The sequence below is a fragment of the Streptomyces sp. NPDC036813 genome (assembly GCF_055609245.1).
Window position 1 is genome coordinate 26351 of sequence record NZ_JBVJPV010000012.1, and the last position, 18198, is coordinate 44548.

General features: G+C 70.6%; 21 protein-coding genes. 13 read left to right on the top strand and 8 right to left on the bottom strand.

Features of this window, described 5'->3' with window-relative positions; translation table 11 throughout:
• Positions 1–134 precede the first annotated feature (134 nt).
• Positions 135–440, top strand: coding sequence for a hypothetical protein (locus tag ACZ67Q_RS24120; protein ID WP_471185587.1), 306 nt, complete (start codon positions 135–137; stop codon positions 438–440).
• A gap of 110 nt (positions 441–550) precedes the next feature.
• On the opposite strand, the gene ACZ67Q_RS24125 is transcribed toward ACZ67Q_RS24120, so the two are convergent.
• The 4 genes from ACZ67Q_RS24125 to ACZ67Q_RS24140 form a co-directional block, all read right to left on the bottom strand.
• Positions 551–1735, bottom strand: coding sequence for an SPFH domain-containing protein (locus tag ACZ67Q_RS24125; RefSeq protein ID WP_471185589.1), 1185 nt, complete (start codon positions 1733–1735; stop codon positions 551–553).
• Between the two features lie 11 nt (positions 1736–1746).
• Positions 1747–1998 carry a hypothetical protein gene (locus ACZ67Q_RS24130; RefSeq protein ID WP_471185591.1) on the bottom strand — a complete coding sequence of 84 codons (252 nt, stop codon included), beginning with the start codon at positions 1996–1998 and terminating at the stop codon, positions 1747–1749.
• Between the two features lie 79 nt (positions 1999–2077).
• Complete coding sequence (locus tag ACZ67Q_RS24135; RefSeq protein WP_471185594.1) at positions 2078–2233, bottom strand: hypothetical protein; 156 nt, start codon at positions 2231–2233, stop codon at positions 2078–2080.
• Positions 2234–2381: 148 nt separating this feature from the next.
• Positions 2382–2801, bottom strand: a complete 420-nt coding sequence (locus ACZ67Q_RS24140; protein ID WP_471185596.1) for an arsenate reductase ArsC — start codon at positions 2799–2801, stop codon at positions 2382–2384.
• Between the two features lie 69 nt (positions 2802–2870).
• Between ACZ67Q_RS24140 and ACZ67Q_RS24145 the strand changes: the two genes are divergently transcribed.
• Genes ACZ67Q_RS24145 through ACZ67Q_RS24155 form a run of 3 tightly spaced genes read left to right on the top strand, consistent with a single transcriptional unit; the run spans position 2871 to position 5066 of the window.
• Positions 2871–3185 carry an ArsR/SmtB family transcription factor gene (locus ACZ67Q_RS24145; RefSeq protein ID WP_471185599.1) on the top strand — a complete coding sequence of 105 codons (315 nt, stop codon included), beginning with the start codon at positions 2871–2873 and terminating at the stop codon, positions 3183–3185.
• 40 nt (positions 3186–3225) lie between these two features.
• On the top strand, positions 3226–4014 hold the full coding sequence (locus tag ACZ67Q_RS24150) for an aquaporin (protein ID WP_471185601.1): 789 nt from the start codon (positions 3226–3228) through the stop codon (positions 4012–4014).
• Positions 4011–5066, top strand: a complete 1056-nt coding sequence (locus ACZ67Q_RS24155; RefSeq protein ID WP_471185603.1) for an ArsO family NAD(P)H-dependent flavin-containing monooxygenase — start codon at positions 4011–4013, stop codon at positions 5064–5066. The genes ACZ67Q_RS24150 and ACZ67Q_RS24155 overlap by 4 nt, the downstream gene beginning before the upstream one ends.
• 261 nt (positions 5067–5327) lie before the next feature.
• On the opposite strand, the gene ACZ67Q_RS24160 is transcribed toward ACZ67Q_RS24155, so the two are convergent.
• Both ACZ67Q_RS24160 and ACZ67Q_RS24165 read right to left on the bottom strand, forming a co-directional pair.
• Positions 5328–5834, bottom strand: a complete 507-nt coding sequence (locus ACZ67Q_RS24160) for a GNAT family N-acetyltransferase (protein WP_471185605.1) — start codon at positions 5832–5834, stop codon at positions 5328–5330.
• Positions 5835–5865: 31 nt separating this feature from the next.
• A complete protein-coding gene (locus ACZ67Q_RS24165) occupies positions 5866–6240 on the bottom strand; it encodes an ArsR/SmtB family transcription factor (protein WP_471185607.1) in 375 nt (124 codons plus the stop codon).
• A 168-nt stretch (positions 6241–6408) separates the two neighbouring features.
• Here ACZ67Q_RS24165 and ACZ67Q_RS24170 point away from each other — a divergent pair, with 168 nt between their 5' ends.
• The gene (locus ACZ67Q_RS24170; protein ID WP_471185609.1) at positions 6409–7773 is read left to right on the top strand and encodes an NAD(P)-binding domain-containing protein; all 1365 of its coding nucleotides are present in this window, start codon (positions 6409–6411) and stop codon (positions 7771–7773) included.
• A gap of 28 nt (positions 7774–7801) precedes the next feature.
• On the top strand, positions 7802–8260 hold the full coding sequence (locus ACZ67Q_RS24175) for an ArsI/CadI family heavy metal resistance metalloenzyme (RefSeq protein WP_471185612.1): 459 nt from the start codon (positions 7802–7804) through the stop codon (positions 8258–8260).
• 210 nt (positions 8261–8470) lie between these two features.
• Here the strand turns inward: ACZ67Q_RS24175 and ACZ67Q_RS24180 are convergent, their stop codons facing one another.
• On the bottom strand, positions 8471–8908 hold the full coding sequence (locus ACZ67Q_RS24180) for a hypothetical protein (protein ID WP_010353923.1): 438 nt from the start codon (positions 8906–8908) through the stop codon (positions 8471–8473).
• A 510-nt stretch (positions 8909–9418) separates the two neighbouring features.
• On the opposite strand from ACZ67Q_RS24180, the gene hemL reads away from it, so the two are divergent.
• The 7 genes from hemL (at position 9419) to ccsB (ending at position 17264) form a co-directional block, all read left to right on the top strand.
• Complete coding sequence (gene hemL, locus ACZ67Q_RS24185) at positions 9419–10735, top strand: glutamate-1-semialdehyde 2,1-aminomutase (protein WP_471185615.1); 1317 nt, start codon at positions 9419–9421, stop codon at positions 10733–10735.
• A gap of 35 nt (positions 10736–10770) precedes the next feature.
• The gene (locus ACZ67Q_RS24190; protein ID WP_471186143.1) at positions 10771–11418 is read left to right on the top strand and encodes a histidine phosphatase family protein; all 648 of its coding nucleotides are present in this window, start codon (positions 10771–10773) and stop codon (positions 11416–11418) included.
• Between the two features lie 198 nt (positions 11419–11616).
• Positions 11617–12870 (top strand): polysaccharide deacetylase family protein, encoded by a 1254-nt coding sequence (locus tag ACZ67Q_RS24195; RefSeq protein ID WP_471185618.1) that lies wholly within the window; start codon positions 11617–11619, stop codon positions 12868–12870.
• A gap of 157 nt (positions 12871–13027) precedes the next feature.
• Positions 13028–13660 (top strand): TlpA family protein disulfide reductase, encoded by a 633-nt coding sequence (locus ACZ67Q_RS24200; protein ID WP_471185620.1) that lies wholly within the window; start codon positions 13028–13030, stop codon positions 13658–13660.
• A 1-nt stretch (position 13661) separates the two neighbouring features.
• Positions 13662–14441 (top strand): cytochrome c biogenesis CcdA family protein, encoded by a 780-nt coding sequence (locus tag ACZ67Q_RS24205; RefSeq protein WP_471185623.1) that lies wholly within the window; start codon positions 13662–13664, stop codon positions 14439–14441.
• Positions 14442–14445: 4 nt separating this feature from the next.
• Positions 14446–16188 carry a cytochrome c biogenesis protein ResB gene (resB, locus tag ACZ67Q_RS24210; RefSeq protein WP_471185626.1) on the top strand — a complete coding sequence of 581 codons (1743 nt, stop codon included), beginning with the start codon at positions 14446–14448 and terminating at the stop codon, positions 16186–16188.
• Positions 16185–17264 (top strand): c-type cytochrome biogenesis protein CcsB, encoded by a 1080-nt coding sequence (ccsB, locus tag ACZ67Q_RS24215; protein WP_471185628.1) that lies wholly within the window; start codon positions 16185–16187, stop codon positions 17262–17264. Before resB ends, ccsB begins: the two co-directional genes overlap by 4 nt.
• 453 nt (positions 17265–17717) lie before the next feature.
• On the opposite strand, the gene ACZ67Q_RS24220 is transcribed toward ccsB, so the two are convergent.
• Entirely contained in the window at positions 17718–18167 is a 450-nt protein-coding gene (locus ACZ67Q_RS24220) for a nucleoside deaminase (protein WP_471185630.1), read from the bottom strand.
• Positions 18168–18198 lie beyond the last annotated feature (31 nt).

The following is an 18198-nucleotide window of genomic DNA, read 5'->3' on the forward strand; positions in this document are numbered from 1 at the left end:
GGAGTGCGAGGAGTACGGTGGGGAGCGTCGAGGGGACTTCGCACTCCGGTGACAGGACTGGTCTCGTCCTCGGCGCGCGGCACGGCCGCGTCACGACACGAGCCGTTCCCGCGGCCCGGGGCAGGTTCCGCCCTATGACCATCGATTCCCAGCAGCCGTCCTCGCCCCTGGCCGAGGACGTTCCGCACGACGCTCCCGCCGAGGGCACGGTCGAGGTGCGCATCGTCTCCCTGGACGCCGCGGCCGCCCGGCATGTCGCGGACGCTCTGCGGCTGCTGTTCGCCGGGGACGAGCAGCGCAGTTGTCCGGCGTCGGCGTCGGGGAGAGGGACGCGTCTGCACCTCACGCTCGACCCCGTGCGGGGCGCCGGACCACTCCGCTCCTGGCTGGAGACCAGCAGACCACCCGTCGACCGGACTCATCCGGGCGAGACCGCCTGACGCCCGCGCCCGCCCGGTGCCGGCTGCCGCCGGGCGGAGACGAGCGGGAAGCGGGCCTCAGGGCCGTCCCAGGCGTGGCAGGTGCCCGGGACGTGCCCCGATCGACGCGCTCAGTCGAGGTCCACCCGGCCGTCGTTCGGCTTCTGCTCCTTGCCGGCGGCCAGCCGGAGCAGGCCGTTGTCCTCGTTCTTCTCGGGGCGGTGACCGTCGGAGTCCTGGCCGTTCAGGTTCTGCCGGACCGAGTCCAGGATCGTCAGGCCCTGGGACACCAGACCGGCGGCGATCTCGCCGAGGCCGTCGGCGCCGTTGAGGACGTTGACGTTGGCGCCCGCGAGACCGCCGGCAGCCTCCTTGACGATCTGCGGGAGCTGGTCGATCAGCATCCGGTCCAGTGCGACCCGGTCGTACGAGGCCGCCGCCTCCGCCTGGATCTTCATCCGCTGCGCCTCGGCGGCCGCGAGGATCCTGACGCGCTCGGCCTCGGCCTCGGCGGGCTTCACGATCTCGGCCACCAACTGCTGCTGACGCAACTCGGCCTGGCGTTGGGCCAGTTCCGTCTGGGCGGCGAGCACCTCCTGCTGGGCGTCCGCCAGCGCGAGCGGTCCGGCCTGAGCGGCCTTCGCCTGGGCGCGGTCCACCTCCGCCGAGTACTCGGCCTTGACGATGGCGGTCTGCCTGGCGTACTCGGCCTGCGCGCGGGCCGCCGCCTGCTCCGCCTGGGTCGAGGCCTGGGTGGCCTGGGCCTGGGCGATCTGGGCCTGCCGCTGGATGGCCGCCTTGTGCGGCGCGGACATCGCGTCGATGTAGCCGGTGTCGCCGTCGTCGATCGACTGGATCTGCAGGGAGTCGACGGTCAGGCCGATCTTCGCCATCTCCGTCTTGGAGGTGTCCAGGACCTCCGCGGCGAGCTTCTGCCGTTCGGTGACGATCTCCTCGACCGTCATCGAGCCGATGATGGCGCGCAGATGGCCGGCGAAGATCCGGCCGGTGAGCACCGACATCTGCTCCTGGTCGGAGAGGAAGCGCTGGCCCGCGTTGATGATGCTCTCGTGATCGTTGCCGACCTTGAAGGCGATGACCGCGCGGACGTGCAACGCGATGCCCTGCCTGGTCACACAGGTCTCGGTGACCTCGGACTCGCACATGGACAGGGTGAGGAACCGGACCTTGCGGAAGACCGGGAGCACGAACTTGCCATGTCCCGTCACCACGCGGAACGGCGCACCCCCGAGGCCCCGCCTGCCTCCCGAGATCAACATCGCCTCGTCAGGTGCGGGGACGCGGTAACCGAACATGCCTGTACTCCTCAGTCGGCGTCGGCGGTGTCCTCGCCGAGCGCGTCCAATGGATCCACCCACTCGATGACGCCGACCTCACGGCATCCCCGCGATTCGATCACGAGCACCGTCGCGCCCGCGGCCAGAGGGTTCTCCGACCAGGCGAGGAAGGTCTCGGAGCCGCCTCTGACCCGGACCAGAATCTCGCCGGGACCCGCGGATCCGCGCGTCCCGATGAGAACCGTCCCTGTGCAGCCGACCACGGCCTCGTCCTGTGGCATCACCGGCCGCCCTCCTCGTCCTGACCCCCGTGATTCCGACGATAGACCCACCCCGGCCGGGACCCAACGGGCATGAACGCTACTCGACGCCGCTCACCGGGATCATGTGCCCCGCATGTGCCCAGGAGGTGCCCTGGGCCGTCACGGCGAGACGATCGGGAAGGTGTCGGCGATTACGTGACAAGACCTGCTGTACGAAGTCCAAGGGCACCTTGGCGTGGAACAGATCGCTCATGAGTCGACGAAGACCATGCGGGGGGTCCTCCACTGGCGTGGGACGGCCGGCGTGTCCGGATGGAGGGTGAGGCCGAAGCCGGGACCGGATGTCCTGGGGTCACCGTCGGCTTGCTACTTGGCCACCCCCATCGCCTCCGTCGCGGATGTCACGCCCCCTGCTGGGCGTCGATCTCCGCGATCAGCGCCTCGATCCGCTTCCTGATCTCGTCGCGGATCGGGCGGACGGCCTCGACGCCCTTGCCTGCGGGGTCCTCCAGGGCCCAGTCGAGGTACTTCTTGCCGGGGAAGACCGGGCAGGCGTCGCCGCAGCCCATGGTGATGACGTAGTCGGACGCCTGGACGGCCTCGGTCGTGAGGAGCTTGGGCTGCTGGTCGGCGATGTCGATGCCGGCCTCCCGCATCGCCTCGACCGCGGCCGGGTTGACCTGGTCCGCGGGCACGGAGCCGGCGGAGCGGACCTCGATCCGGTCGCCCGCGAGGTGGGAGAGGAAGCCGGCGGCCATCTGCGAACGCCCGGCGTTGTGGATGCAGACGAACAGCACGGAGGCGAGCGGGCTGGAGGGCATCGGTTCTTCCTTCGTCAGTGGATCAGCCCAGGCTGGTACCAGCCAGGAATGATGTGAAAGTATCAGTCCATGCTGACGTCAGTCGACACTGATCTGTTGCGGGTTCTCGCGGACCCGCTCCGCCTCCAGATCGTCACCCTGCTCGCCAAGGAGACGCTCTGCACGACGCATCTGATCGAGGAGACGGGGGCCAAGCAGACCAACCTCTCCAACCATCTGAAGGTGCTGCGCCAGGCGGGGGTCGTGGAGACGGAGCCGTGCGGCCGGTTCACCTACTACCGGCTCAAGCCCGACGTCATCGCCTCGCTTGCCGGTCGGTTCGCCGACCTCGCGGAGACCGCGCGCACCACCGCCGAGAACAACGTGAAGCGGTCCTGCCCCTGATTCCCCCGCCGTGACGGCGACCTGTACCGAGGAGTTCCTGTTGACCGCCACCGAGGCCACCCAGCACGGCAGAACAGGGGAATGCCCCACAGCCCCCGCCACCGAGCCGCAGCCCGCTCCGGGCGCGACTCCACCCCGGCGGCCTCCACTGTTCGCCAAGGCCGCCGCCGAACTGGTCGGCACGGCGGCGCTCGTCGCGATCGTGGTCGGCTCCGGCATCCAGGCCACGGAACTGACCAAGGACGTGGGGCTGCAGTTGCTCGCCAACTCCACGGCCACCGTGTTCGGCCTCGGCGTCCTGATCACCCTGTTCGGCCCGGTCTCCGGTGCGCACTTCAACCCGGCCGTCACCCTGGCCGAGTGGTGGACGGCCCGGCGCGGCGGCCCCGGCGTCACGCCACGCGAGGCGGCGGCATACGTCCCCGCTCAGATCGCCGGTGCGATCACGGGCTCGGTCCTGGCCGACGCGATGTTCGGCGAACCGCTGGTGAAGTGGTCCACCCACGACCGATCGGCCGGCCACCTGCTGCTGGGCGAGGTCGTCGCGACCGCCGGCCTGATCCTGCTGATCTTCGGCCTGGCCCGCACCGACCGCCTCCGCTTCGCGCCCGTGGCCGTGGCTTCGTACATCGGTGCTGCGTACTGGTTCACCTCGTCCACGTCCTTCGCGAACCCGGCGGTGACCATCGGCCGCGCCTTCACCGACACCTTCGCCGGCATCGCCCCCGCCTCGGTCGCGGGGTTCATCGGCATGCAGCTCGTCGGAGCCGTGGCCGGACTGGCGCTGGTGGCGCTCGTCTTCATGCCCGGCCGGGAAGCCGCCGAATGACGCGGACAGCTCCGGTCGTGGTGATCGGTGGTGGCCAGTCCGGGCTTGCCGCCGGCTATCACCTTCGCCGGCTGGGCGTCGACTTCGTCATCCTCGACGCCCAGACCACTCCGGGAGGTGCCTGGCAGCACGCCTGGGACTCCCTTCGCCTGTTCTCCCCGGCCGCGTACTCCTCTCTGCCCGGCCGTCTCATGCCACCGCAGAACGGCGCGACCTACCCCGACGCGCAGCACGTGGTGGAGTACCTCGCCGACTACGAGAAGCGGTACGAGTTGCCCGTCGAGCGGCCCGTACGCGTCCTCGGTATTCACCGGGATGGCCGACTCCTGCGGGTGGAGACCGACTCCGGCACCTGGCAGGCGGCAGCGGTGATCAGTGCCGCCGGCACCTGGTGGCGCCCCTTCCTGCCCGCGGCAGCAGGCCGCGGAGACTTCGGCGGCCGTCAGCTGCACACCGTCGACTACCAGCGCCCCCAGGACTTCGCCGGCCGCCGCGTGATCGTGGTCGGCGGCGGCAATTCCGGCGCCCAGATCGCCGCCGACCTCGCCCACGACAGCGAGCTGACCTGGGTCACGCAGCGCCCACCCCGTTTCCTGCCCGATGAAATTGACGGCCGGGCTCTGTTCGACGTGGCCACCGCCCGCCGCCGTGCCCTCGACGAAGGACGCACAGACACGGGCGGCGTCGCCTCGCTCGGGGACATCGTCGCCGTACCGCCCGTCCGGGAAGCCCGCGACCGGGGCCTGCTCAGGTCGGCACCGATGTTCACGCGGCTCACCCCCACTGGGGCCGAATGGGCCGATGGCACGCGCGCCGAGGCGGACGCGATCATCTGGTGCACCGGCTTCCGGCCGGCGCTGTCCCACCTGGCACCGCTCCGGCTGCGGGATTGCCACGGTCGCATCGCCGTCGAAGGCACGCGTGCGGTGAGCGAGCCGCGCCTGCACCTGCTCGGTTACGGCGACTGGACCGGCCCGGCCTCGGCCACGCTGATCGGGGTCGGGCGGCCGGCTCGGGAAGCCGCTCGTGAAATCGCTGCCTCGCTCGGGTAGGCGCCAAGTCGCCGAGCGGCCACGTGGGGGCTCTCCCTGACTTCGTCTGCCTCTCCGCAATCAAGCGTGTCTCGTCGGGGCAGCGGGAGTTGGGCGACCACTCGGTGTGTTGCCTACTCCCCGTACTGACGGGACGCGCCCATGGGACACCACTTGCTGCGCACGCAAGGAGACAACCAGCTCGCGCCGGAAGAGGTGAAGCAGTATTCGGCGCTCTGAATCCCGCAGGGCACCGGTGTCCCCAGCATGTGAGCGGATTGGTCAGTCGATGACCGGACTACGGCGCTCGACCAGGACAACGTCGCGCCAGTGGCCGTGGTGGCGCCCGATGCGCTCGCGGGTGCCGATGACGCGGAAGCCGGCCCGCAGGTGCAGGGCGATGCTGGCGGTGTTCTCGGGGAAGATGCCGGACTGGATGGTCCAGATCCCGGCCGCCTCGGTGGAGTCGATCAGTGCCTTGAGCAAGGTGGAAGCCACGCCGCGACCGCGGGCGTCGGGGTGGACGTACACGGAGTGCTCGACGACCCCGGAGTAGGCGCAGCGGTCGGAGACCGCCGTGGCGGCCACCCAGCCGAGCACGACCTCACGCTCGTCCAGGGCGACGAAGCGGTGCCCGGGCAGCTTCGCGGCGTCGAACGCCGGCCAGGTCGGGGCAGCCGTCTCGAAGGTGGCGTTGCCGTCGTCGATTCCGGCCTGGTAGATCGCCAGGACCTCGTCGGCATGCGCGGGGGCCAACGGCGCGACGGTCACACCGCTCGGGTTGCTCACAGTGGCGTACTCCCAGGGATCGTGGCCGAGGTCAGACCGCTGCCGGCGCGATGGTCAGCAGCTTGCCCATAGCGGCCAGCACGGATGGCTCGACCCGGTAGTACACCCAGGTGCCGCGCCGCTCGGAGGTCAGCAGACCGGCCTCCTTGAGCTTCTTCAGGTGGTGGGAGACGGTCGGCTGGGAGACGCCCACGTCGGAGATGTCGCACACGCACGCCTCCCCGCCCTCGTGCGAGGCCACCGCGGAGAAGAGCCGCAGCCGCACCGGGTCGCCCAGCGCCTTGAACATCCGCGCGGCGGTCTCGGCCTCGTCCGCCGTGAAAGGGCGCTCGGTGAGCGGCGGGCAGCACGGCGCCACGGTGTCGGAGTCGGGCTCGACCAGCGGCAGCACCTTGGTGTTCGACATACATCTATGTTGACACATGTCGAACCAGGCGGGCGAAGGGTCTCAGTCGGCGAGCGAGAGCGGTGGGGAACACATACTTCGATAAATGTCTATGTTGACGCTTGTCGAATCAGGTGCCATGCTGGCCGCACAAGCCATCGACAAACGTCGAAGCAAAGGGGGAAAACCGTGAACGCGCCCGCCACTGGCCGGCTGCCCGTCGTCGTCATCGGCGCCGGCCCTGTCGGCCTCGCCGCCGCCGCCCACCTCGTCGAGCGCGGACTCGGACCGCTGGTCCTTGAGGCGGGCCCCTCCGCGGGCACCGCCGTGCGCGACTGGGCGCACGTGCGGCTGTTCTCCCCGTGGGCCGAGGTCACCGACCCGGCCGCCGAGAAGCTTCTCGCCCCCACCGGCTGGATCCGCCCCGACGGCGGCACCTACCCCACCGGCGGTGACTGGGCCGAGCGGTACCTGCAGCCGCTCGCCGACGTCCTCGGAGACAGGATCCGCTACGGCGCCACCGTGACGGGCGTCGCCCGCGCCGGCCGCGACCGCATCGTCGACGCCGACCGCGACGAGCAGCCCTTCACCGTGCACCTCGAGCCGGCCGACGGCCGTGAAGAGCGGATCAGCGCACGAGCCGTCATCGACGCCTCCGGCACCTGGTCGCTCCCCGGTCCGATCGGCGCCGACGGGCTCCCCGCCCTCGGCGAGAAGGCGGCGGCCGACCGCATCTCCTACCGCGTCCCCGACCTACGGGACCCGGGGATCCGCGCCCGGTACGCGGGCAGGCGCACCGCCGTCATCGGCTCCGGCGCCTCCGCCTTCACCGCGGTGGCCTCCCTCGCCGACCTGTCCGAGGAGGAGCCCGGCACACACGCGGCATGGGTCCTGCGGCGCGGCATCGGCGCGAACACCTTCGGCGGCGGCGAGGCCGACCAGCTCCCGGCCCGAGGCGCCCTGGGCCTGCGCGCCAGGGCGGCCGTCGAGGACGGCCACGCGAGCGCGGTGACCAGCTTCCGTACACAGGCCGTGGAACGGCACGGTGACCGGCTGGTTCTGATCGCCGGGGACGGCCGCCGCCTCGACCCGGTCGACGAGGTCGTCGTGCTGACCGGCTTCCGTCCCGACCTGTCGTTCCTGTCCGAGGTCCGCCTCGGCCTCGACGAACGCCTCCAGGCCCCGACCGCGCTGGCCCCGCTGATCGACCCGAACGTCCACTCCTGTGGCACCGTCTACCCGCACGGCGTCAACGAGCTCGCCCACCCCGAGCAGGGCCTCTACCTGGTCGGCATGAAGTCCTACGGCCGAGCGCCGACGTTCCTCGCGCTGACCGGCTACGAGCAGGTCCGCTCCATCGCCGCTGCGCTCGCCGGCGACCGCGACGCCGCCGAGCGCGTCGAGCTGACCCTGCCGGAGACCGGCGTGTGCGGCGGCGCCGGCCTCTACGACGCCCCCGACACGGCCGCCCAGGGTGGCGAAGGCGGCTGCTGCGGCGCCCCGTCCACCCTCCAGATCGGCGTCGTCACGCCGGCCGCCACCTCCGGCTGCTGAACTCCTCACCCGTCCAAGGAGATACGCCATGTCCCGCGTACAGCTCGCCCTTCGCGTCCCCGACCTCGACGCCTCGGTCGCCTTCTACAGCAAGCTGTTCGGCACCGAACCCGCCAAGCTCCGCGACGGCTACGCCAACTTCGCCATCACCGAGCCCCCGCTCAAGCTCGTCCTCATCGAAGGCACCGCGGAAGAGGCCACCCGGTTGGACCACCTCGGCGTCGAGGTCGAATCCACCGAGTCCGTCCACGCCGCGACCACCCGTCTGAGCGAGGCCGGCCTGACCACCGCCGAGGAGGCAGACACCACCTGCTGCTACGCCCTCCAGGACAAGGTCTGGGTGCACGGCCCCGGCCAGGAGCCCTGGGAGGTGTACGTCGTCAAGGCCGACGCCGACACCCTCACCAAGCAGCAGGGCAGCAGCTGCTGCACCGACCCGGGCGCCACAGATGCAAAGGAGCCTGCCGCAGCGGGCGGCTGCTGCTGAACAGACCCATGACCAACCTCCACGCCAGCGGGGCCGTGACCGGTACGGGGGACCGGTCACGGCCAGGAGGCGGCACCAGGAGCCCAGGGCACATCAGTGCCCCCGGCAGAACCAATGTGCGCTCAATGTGCCCTGGCCGCCTGAAGGCCCCTACCGGCACATGAAGAGGGCGGGGTCCGAAAACCCCGCCCGCTACCAGAGAATCCCAGGTCAGGGCCACACCAGGCAATACGGCTGATGCCCCGCCTCATGCAGCCGGTGGCTGAAGTCCTGCCACTCGTGCAGCAGCTGGTACACGTTGAACGCGTCCCGCGGGCCGCCGCGGTCCGGGACCGTGGACCAGATGAACGCCGCCGCGCCGACCGCTTCCTCACCGATGTCACGCAGGGGGTCGACGACCGTCATGGGGAGCTTCACGACCGCGTAGTCGGGGTGCAGGACGACCAGCTCCAGGGGCGGGACCTTGTGCAGGGGGACGCCTTCGATGCCCGTCAGGACCATCGCGGCCATCGTCTCCGGCTTGATCTTGGTGAACATGCCGTTCATGCCGAGCTCGTCGCCGCCGAGTTCCTCGGGGCGCATCGAGATCGGGACGCGGGCCGCCGTCGCACCGTCCGGCGCGCCGAAGTACTTGTACGTCACCCCCACCCGACCACCATTCCTGCTCCCCGCCCCGAGGCGGTCCACCCGGCTCAGCCGGTCAAGCCGCTCGGGGCCGACCGGCCGCTCGGGCTCGTTCGGTACACCCTGTGCCTGCTGACGTGCGTCGTTCGCTGCCTCCGCGTCGCGCCGGTGCCTTCCCCGCCGGGCGCGTCGAGGACCCAGGTCATCGGTCCCCTCGCCCAGTCCGCCACCGCGATGCATATCTCCACCCGACTGCTTTTCTAGGCTGCGTGCCCGGGGCCGCGCAACCCGATCATCGTGTCAGTGACCTCCCCCACGGTCACACGCCGAAACGTGCGCTGGAACAGCTGTCCGCAGGTTTTGTCGAAAAGCCCCCGACACGACCCTTCGTCATGTCCATACGTATGCGAGGACCAGTTTCTCAGATGGGCGGGGTGCGGATCTCTCGTATCGGCGTGGTCGGCCTACCCTGAGGAGGTCACCCGGCAGCCCAGCCGGAGAAGGTCCCGGAAGAGGTCGGAGAAGCCGCACGTCATGAGCGAACTGCCCTATCCCTACGAAGCGCCTGCCTCGCAGGCACTGTTCGACCGTGCGGCGGTCGTCACACCGGGTGGCGTGAACTCGCCGGTGCGGGCCTTCCGCGCTGTCGGCGGCACGCCCCGGTTCATGGTGTCCGGCAAGGGTCCGTACCTCACCGACGCCGACGGACGCGAGTACGTCGACCTGGTCTGCTCCTGGGGTCCCATGATCCTCGGGCACGCGCACCCCGAGGTGATCGCCGCCGTCCAGGAGGCCGTCGCCCGCGGTACCTCCTTCGGCACGCCCGGTGAGGGCGAGGTCGCGCTCGCCGAGGAGATCGTCGCCCGGGTGGAGCCCGTCGAGCAGGTGCGGCTCGTCTCCAGCGGCACCGAGGCGACCATGTCGGCCATCCGGCTCGCCCGCGGGTTCACCCGGCGGTCCAAGGTGATCAAGTTCGCCGGGTGCTACCACGGGCACGTCGACTCGCTGCTCGCCTCCGCCGGCTCCGGTGTGGCGACCTTCGCGCTGCCGGACACCCCGGGTGTCACCGGCGCGCAGGCCGGCGACACGATCGTGCTGCCGTACAACGACCTGGAGGCCGTGCAGGAGGCCTTCCACCGGCACCCCGGCGAGATCGCCTGTGTGATCACCGAGGCCTCGCCCGGCAACATGGGTGTCGTGCCGCCGCAGCCCGGCTTCAACCAGGGGCTGAAGGACGCCTGCCAGAAGAACGGCGCGCTCTACATCTCCGACGAGGTCATGACCGGCTTCCGGACCAGCCGCGCGGGGTGGTACGGGATCGACGGGGTCAAGCCCGATCTGCTGACCTTCGGCAAGGTGATGGGCGGTGGCTTCCCGGCCGCCGCGTTCGGCGGGCGCGCCGACGTCATGGCCCACCTCGCCCCGGCCGGCCCCGTCTACCAGGCCGGCACCCTCTCCGGGAACCCCGTCGCCACCGCCGCCGGCCTCGCCCAGCTGCGCCTCCTCGACGACGCCGCCTACGACCAGGTGAACGCCGTGTCGGAGCAGATCCGGACCCTCGTCACCGAGGCGCTGGCCAAGGAGGGTGTCGCGCACCGGCTGCAGACCGCCTCCAACATGTTCTCGGTGTTCTTCACGGACCGGGAGGTCCGGAACTACGAGGAGGCGAAGAAGCAGGAGTCGTTCCGCTTCACCGCGTTCTTCCACTCCCTGCTGGAGAACGGTGTGTACCTGCCGCCGTCGTCCTTCGAGTCGTGGTTCGTCTCCACCGCGCACGACGAGCAGGCCATCCAGAAGATCGCCGACGCCCTCCCGGCGGCGGCCCGAGCCGCGGCGGAGGCCACCGCGTGAGCGACAGCAGCAAGGACATCACCGTCGTCCATCTGATGCGGCACGGCGAGGTCGCCAACCCGGACGGCATCCTCTACGGCCGGCTGCCCGGGTACCACCTGTCCGAGCTGGGCCGGAAGATGGCCGAGCGGGTCGCCGACCACCTCTCCTCCCGGGACGTCACGCATGTGTGCGCGTCCCCGCTGGAGCGGGCGCAGGAGACGGCGACGCCGATCGCCAAGGCGCACGGGCTGGATCTCGCGACCGACGAGCGGCTCATCGAGGCGGAGAACGTCTTCCAGGGCAAGACCTTCGGCGTGGGCGACGGCGCGCTGCGCAAGCCGGACAACTGGAAGCACCTCTTCAACCCGTTCAAGCCGTCCTGGGGCGAGCCGTACGTCGACCAGGTGGTGCGGATGATGGGCGCGCTGAACTCCGCGAAGGACGCCGCGCGCGGGCACGAGGCGGTGCTCGTCAGCCATCAGCTGCCGATCTGGATCGTGCGCAGTTACGTCGAGCGGCGCCGGCTGTGGCACGACCCGCGCAAGCGGCAGTGCACGCTCGCCTCGCTGACGACGTTCACGTTCCAGGGCGACCGGATCGTGTCCGTCGGCTACACCGAGCCCGCCCGCGACCTGGTCCCGGCCCATCTGCTGGCCGGCGCCAAGCCGGTGAAGGGCCAGGGCAAGGCCTTCGGCGCCTGACGCTGCTGTGAGCCGACCGGCGCCCCGGGCCGGTCGGCCTTGCGGCGCCGGCCCTGCCACCGGCAGGGACTGACGGCCTGTCAGTTGGCACAGTTTTGTTACGTTCGTGGCGTAACGCATACGCGCTCGCGGAACCCCCCGGATCGTCGCGCCCTCTGACTGGGTGACCACCCAAGGACGTGACGAATCGGGGAACTCATGCGCACCTTCTCCCGCAGGGGAATGCTCGGCCTGGGCGCGGGCGCCGCGGCGGCCGCCTCACTCGCGGGCTGCGGCACCTCGTCGGGCGGGTCGGGCCACGGGTCCGGCTCGGGCGGCGGCGACGGTTCCGGGAAGGACCCCTCCGGTACGCCCACGACCGCCGCCCGCCCGATAGGGGACGGCTCGACGGCGTACAGCGGCAAGCAGCCGCACCAGCCGGACGCGCCGCAGCCGCTGGAGCCGGGGCAGGAGCCGCCGCAGTTCGTCATCTTCTCCTGGGACGGCGCCGGCGAGGTCGGCAACGGCCTCTTCCCGCGCTTCCTGGACCTCGCCAAGGAGCACGGGGCGAGCATGACCTTCTTCCTGTCCGGGCTGTACCTGCTGCCCGAGTCGAAGAAGCGCCTGTACGACCCGCCGAACAACCGGCGCGGCGCGTCCGACATCGGTTACCTCACCGACGCCCACATCAGGTCCACGCTGGAGAACGTCCGCCGCGCCTGGCTCGAGGGCCACGAGATCGGCACCCACTTCAACGGCCACTTCTGCTCCGGGCACGGCACCGTCGCCAACTGGACGCCGCAGCAGTGGCGCAGCGAGATCGACCAGGCCAAGTCGTTCGTGAAGCAGTGGAAGACCAACACCGGCTGGAGCGACCTGCCGCCGCTGCCGTTCGACTACGACAAGGAGCTGGTCGGCGGTCGTACGCCCTGTCTGCTGGGCCAGAACAACCTGCTGCCCACCGCCCGCTCGCTCGGCTGGCGCTACGACGCCTCCTCGCCGGGCGGCCGCCAGATGTGGCCGGACAAGAAGCAGGGCATCTGGGACCTTCCGCTCCAGCAGATCCCGTTCCCCGGCCGCCGCTTCGAGGTGCTGTCGATGGACTACAACATGCTGGCCAACCAGTCCGTCAACTCCACGAAGGCCCCGCCCGCCAACTACCCGGGCTGGCGGCAGCAGTCCGCTCAGGCGTACATATCAGGCTTCCAGCGGGCATACGAGACAAATCGGGCGCCGTTCTTCATCGGCAACCACTTCGAGCACTGGAACGGCGGCATCTACATGGACGCCGTCGAGGAGGCGTTCAAGCACATCGCGCGCGAGAAGGAGAAGGGCGCGGACGTGCGGCTCGTCTCCTTCCGGCAGTTCGTGGACTGGATGGACGTACAGAAGCCCGAGGTGCTCGCCAAGCTGCGCACCCTGGAGGTCGGGCAGCGGCCGGCCGGCGGGTGGAAGCAGTTCCTCGCCGCGTGAGCGGCCCTCGCGGCACACTGTGAGCAGCTCACGCAACGCGCCCGAGCGGACCGCGCAACGTGCTGTCAGCGGCTCGCGAAACGCCGCCTGAAATGCGGGTTTCCGCCCGCAAGGGGGGTGCCCAAGATCCCCGATACGGACATGCGAAACTTTTCACATGAGTGCCGCCAGCCGCGCCCCCCAGCGCTCGTCCCGCACCCGGGCCGCCCGTAGCCGCGCCGCCGTGTTCGCCGCGACGGCCGCGGCGGCCGTGCTGACCCTGTCCGCGTGCAGCTCCGGCGGCACCTCCGGCGGGGGCGGCCAGACCAACTTCGTCATGGGCAAGAACGGCATCGCCACCGCCGACAAGGGCAAGCGCGCCGACGCCCCCGACCTGTCCGGCGAGACCGTCGACGGCAAGCAGCTCGACGTCGCCGACTTCAAGGGCAAGGTCGTCGTCATCAACGTGTGGGGCTCCTGGTGCCCGCCCTGCCGCGCCGAGGCGCCCGGCTTCGAGAAGGTGTACCAGGAGCTCAAGGGTCAGGGCGTGCAGTTCGTCGGCATCAACACGCGCGACACCTCCACCGGCCCGGCGCGCGCCTTCGACAAGGAGTTCGGCATCAGCTACCCGAGCCTGTACGACCCCACGGGCAAGCTGATGCTGCGCTTCAAGAAGGGCACGCTCAACCCGCAGTCGATCCCGTCCACGCTCGTCATCGACCGCACCGGGAAGATCGCGGCCCGCACGCTGCAGCCCCTGTCGGAGGACAAGCTGCGGACGATGATCAAGCCGGTCCTGGCGGAGAAGTGACGTGACCGAAGCCACCACCCTCGCTGCGGCGGCGGTCTCCGACCCCAACGGCACGGTGCTCAACGGAGCCCTGCTGGTGGCTCTGCCCATCGCGCTGCTCGGCGGGCTCATCTCCTTCTTCTCGCCCTGCGTCCTGCCGCTCGTCCCCGGCTACCTGTCCTACGTCACCGGGGTCAGCGGCACCGACCTCGCCGACGCCCGGCGCGGCCGGATGGTCGCCGGCGCCTCGCTGTTCGTCCTCGGCTTCACCGCCGTCTATGTCTCCACCGGCGCCTTCTTCGGCTACTTCGGCCAGAACGTCCAGCAGCACAAGGACGTCCTGAGCAAGGTCCTCGGCGTCGTCATGATCCTCATGGGCGTCTTCTTCATGGGCCTGATGCCCTGGCTGACGCAGCGCGAGTTCCGCTTCCACACCCGGCCGGTGGCCGGACTCGTCGGCGCGCCCGTGCTCGGCGCTCTGTTCGGCATCGGCTGGACCCCGTGCATCGGCCCGACCCTCGCCGCCGTGCAGGGACTCGCCATGGACCAGGCGAGCGCGGGCCGCGGCGCCCTGCTGACCGTCGCCTACTGCCTCGGCCTCGGTGTGCCCTTCGTGCTCACCGCGGTCGCCTTCCGCAAGGCGCTCGGCGCCTTCGGCTGGATCAAGCGCCACTATGTCTGGGTGATGCGCATCGGCGGCACCATGATGATCGTGACCGGTCTGCTGCTGCTGACCGGCGCCTGGGACCGCATCGTGCAGGACATGCAGACCTGGTCCGACGGCTTCACTGTGGGGATCTGACTCGATGAGCACTACCTCGAAGTACGGGTCCGACCCGACCCCGTCCGACGCCGAGGACCTCTCGGCGGCCGGCTCCCAGCTCTCCACCGCGCCACAGGAGGAGCTGTCGGCTCCGCCCTCGCTCGGCGTCATCGGCTGGACCCGCTGGTTCTGGCGCCAGCTCACCTCCATGCGGGTCGCGCTGCTGCTGCTCCTGCTGCTGTCGCTGGGCGCGATCCCCGGCTCCCTCATCCCGCAGACCGGCATCGACGCCACCAAGGTCGAGCTGTTCCGCCGCGACCACCCCACGCTGGCACCGGTCTACGACAAGCTCGGCCTGTTCCACGTCTACAGCTCGGTGTGGTTCTCCGCGATCTACATCCTGCTGTTCGTCTCCCTCATCGGCTGCATCGTCCCGCGCACCTGGCAGTTCGTCGGCCAGCTGCGCGGCCGCCCGCCGGGCGCGCCCAAGCGGCTGACGCGGCTGCCCGCGCACACCACCTGGCGCACCGAGGCCACCCCCGAGCAGGTCCGCGAGGCCGCGCTCGCGCTGCTGAAGAAGCGCCGCTTCCGCGCCCATGTCGCCGGGGACGCCGTCGCCGCCGAGAAGGGCTATCTGCGCGAGCTGGGCAACCTGGCCTTCCACATCGCGCTGATCGTGATGCTGGTCGCGTTCGCCGCGGGCCAGCTGTTCAAGTCCGAGGGCGACAAGCTCATCGTCGAGGGCGGCGGCTTCTCCAACACGCTCACCCAGTACGACGACTTCAAGTCCGGCAGCCTCTTCTCCTCCGACGACCTGGAGCCGTTCAGCTTCAAGCTGGACGACTTCAAGGGGACGTACGAGGTGACCGGGCCCAACCGGGGCACGCCGCGCACCTACGAGGCGCACCTCACCTACAGCGTCGGCGCCTACGGCAAGGACACGAAGACCACCGTCAAGGTGAACGAGCCGCTGGAGATCGGCGCCTCCAAGGTCTACCTCGTCAGCCACGGGTACGCGCCCGTCGTCACCGTCCGCGACGGCAAGGGCAACGTCGTCATGAAGGACGCGGTGCCGCTGCTGCCGCAGGACGGCAACGTCACGTCCTCCGGCGCTATCAAGGTGATGGACGGCTACCGCAACGCGCAGGGGCAGAAGGACCAGCTCGGTTTCCAGGCCGTCTTCATCCCGACCTTCGCCGGCGAGGGCCAGGGCACGATGCTCTCCCAGTTCCCGGCGCTGCTGAACCCCCGGCTGGCGCTGAACGCCTACCACGGCGACCTGGGCGTCAACGCGGGCATCCCGCAGAGCGTGTACCAGCTCGACACCGAGCACCTGAAGCAGTTCAAGAAGGCGAACGGCGACCCGCTCGCCGAGCGCCTGAAGGTCGGCCAGACCATGCAGCTCCCGAACGGCGCCGGTTCGATCACCTTCGACGGTGTCAAGGAGTGGGCGGGCTTCCAGGTCACCCGGCAGCCCGCGAGCGGCTGGGCCCTCGGCGGAGCCATCACCGCGATCTTCGGTCTCGCTGCGTCCCTGTTCATCCAGCGCCGCCGCGTCTGGGTGCGCGCGGTCCGCGGCGCCGACGGCGTCACGGTCGTCGAGATGGCCGGGCTCGGCCGCAGCGAGTCCGCGAAGGTTCCCGAGGAGCTCGGCCGGCTCGCCGGAATCCTCTACGACCAGGCACCGGGCGCCCCCGAGCCCGAAACCGCCCCCGAGTCCGACCCCGGCCCCGCAGCCGACCCCTCAGAAGTCTCCGTACCCGCCGAAGGGGCTGAGAAGAAGTGACCCTCGCCGCCGCCACCAACGAACACCTCGCGAACATCAGCAATGTGCTGATCTACTCCGCGATGGCCGTCTACACCCTGGCCTTCTTCGCCTACATCGCCGAGTGGCTCTTCGGCAGCCGCAGCAAGGTCGCCCGCACCGCGGCCGCGCTCACCGCCGAGCCGAAGGCGGCGAACGCCCCGGCCGTCACCGTCACCAAGGCCGGCGGCACCGCCGTACTGGAGCGGCCCAAGGTCACCGTGCGGTCGGCCGCGGGCTCCCGCGACGTGCCCGACGGGCCCGGCGCGCACGGCGGGGACGCGCAGGGCGACCTGTACGGCCGGATCGCGATCTCCCTGACCGTGCTCGCCTTCCTGGTGGAGTTCGCCGGGCTCCTCACACGTGCGCTGTCGGTGCAGCGGGCGCCGTGGGGCAACATGTACGAGTTCAACATCACCTTCTCCACCGTCGCGGTCGGCGTGTACCTCGGCCTGCTGGCGCTGAAGAAGAACGTCCGCTGGCTCGGCCTGTTCCTGATCACCACGATCCTGCTCGACCTGGGCCTCGCCGTCACCGTGCTGTACACGGCGAGCGACCAGCTGGTGCCCGCGCTGCACTCGTACTGGCTCTACATCCACGTCTCCACCGCGATCTTCTGCGGCGCGACCTTCTACGTCGGCGCGGTCGCGACGATCATGTACCTGTTCAAGGACTCGTACGAGAACAAGCTCGCGACCGGCGGCAAGCCCGGCACCTTCGCCCGCTCCGTGCTGGAGCGGCTGCCGTCCTCGGCCTCGCTGGACAAGTTCTCCTACCGGATCAACGCGGCCGTCTTCCCGCTGTGGACGTTCACGATCATCGCCGGCGCGATCTGGGCCGGCGACGCCTGGGGCCGCTACTGGGGCTGGGACCCGAAGGAGACCTGGTCCTTCATCACCTGGGTCGCCTACGCCTGCTACCTGCACGCCCGCGCCACCGCCGGCTGGAAGGGCCGCAAGGCCGCCTACCTGGCCCTGCTGGCCTTCGCGTGCTGGCTGTTCAACTACTACGGCGTGAACCTCTTCGTCTCCGGCAAGCACTCCTACGCCGGCGTCTGACGGCCCGCAGCAGTGGGCCTGCACCCGCGTACGGCGGTGAGGGGCCGGGGTGGGGGGTGTCCGCCCGCAGCGTCCGGCACCAGGCAACAGCACCGGTGTCGGAAGCGGGCGGCCGGACCGAGGACGGACACCCCCGACCCCGGCCCCGCCCCCCAACGCACCGCAGGCGCGACACCAGCCACCCACCGGACCGCAACGGGCCGCCGCAGGCACAAACAGGGGCGCGGGGAACGGCGCGACCAGCCACAACGCACCCGCAGCCGAACCACGACCAGGCGCCGCAGGCAAGGGCGACCAGCCACAACGCACCCGCAGCCGAACCACGACCAGGCGCCGCAGGCAAGGGCGACCAGGCACAACGCGCCCGCAGCCGAAAGACGACCCGGCGCCGCAGGCAAAGACGACCAGGCACAACGCACCCGCACCCGAACGGCAACCCGGCGCCGCGCAGCGTCATGCGCCGATGTCCTCGTTCCACAGCGCCGGGTGGTCCCGGATGAAGTCCCGCATCAGCGCGACGCACGCGGGGTCGTCCAGGACGACGACCTCCACCCCGTGCTCGGCGAGCCAGTCATGGCCGCCGTGGAAGGTGGTCGCCTCACCGATCACCACCCGCGAGATGGAGAACTGCCGGACCAGCCCCGAGCAGTACCAGCAGGGCGAGAGGGTCGTCACCATCGTCGTCCCGTGATACGACCGCTGCCGTCCCGCGGCCCGGAAGGCCGCCGTCTCCGCGTGCAGCGAAGGGTCGCCGTCCTGGACGCGCCGGTTGTGCCCGCGGCCGAGCAGGGTGCCGTCCGGGCCGTAGAGCGCGGCCCCGACCGGGACCCCGCCCTCGGCGAACCCGGCCCGCGCCTCGTCCAGTGCGGTGGCGAGCCACTGCCGCGCCTGTGCCTGATCCATGGGATCACTGTGCGGGGGCGGGCGGGTCCGG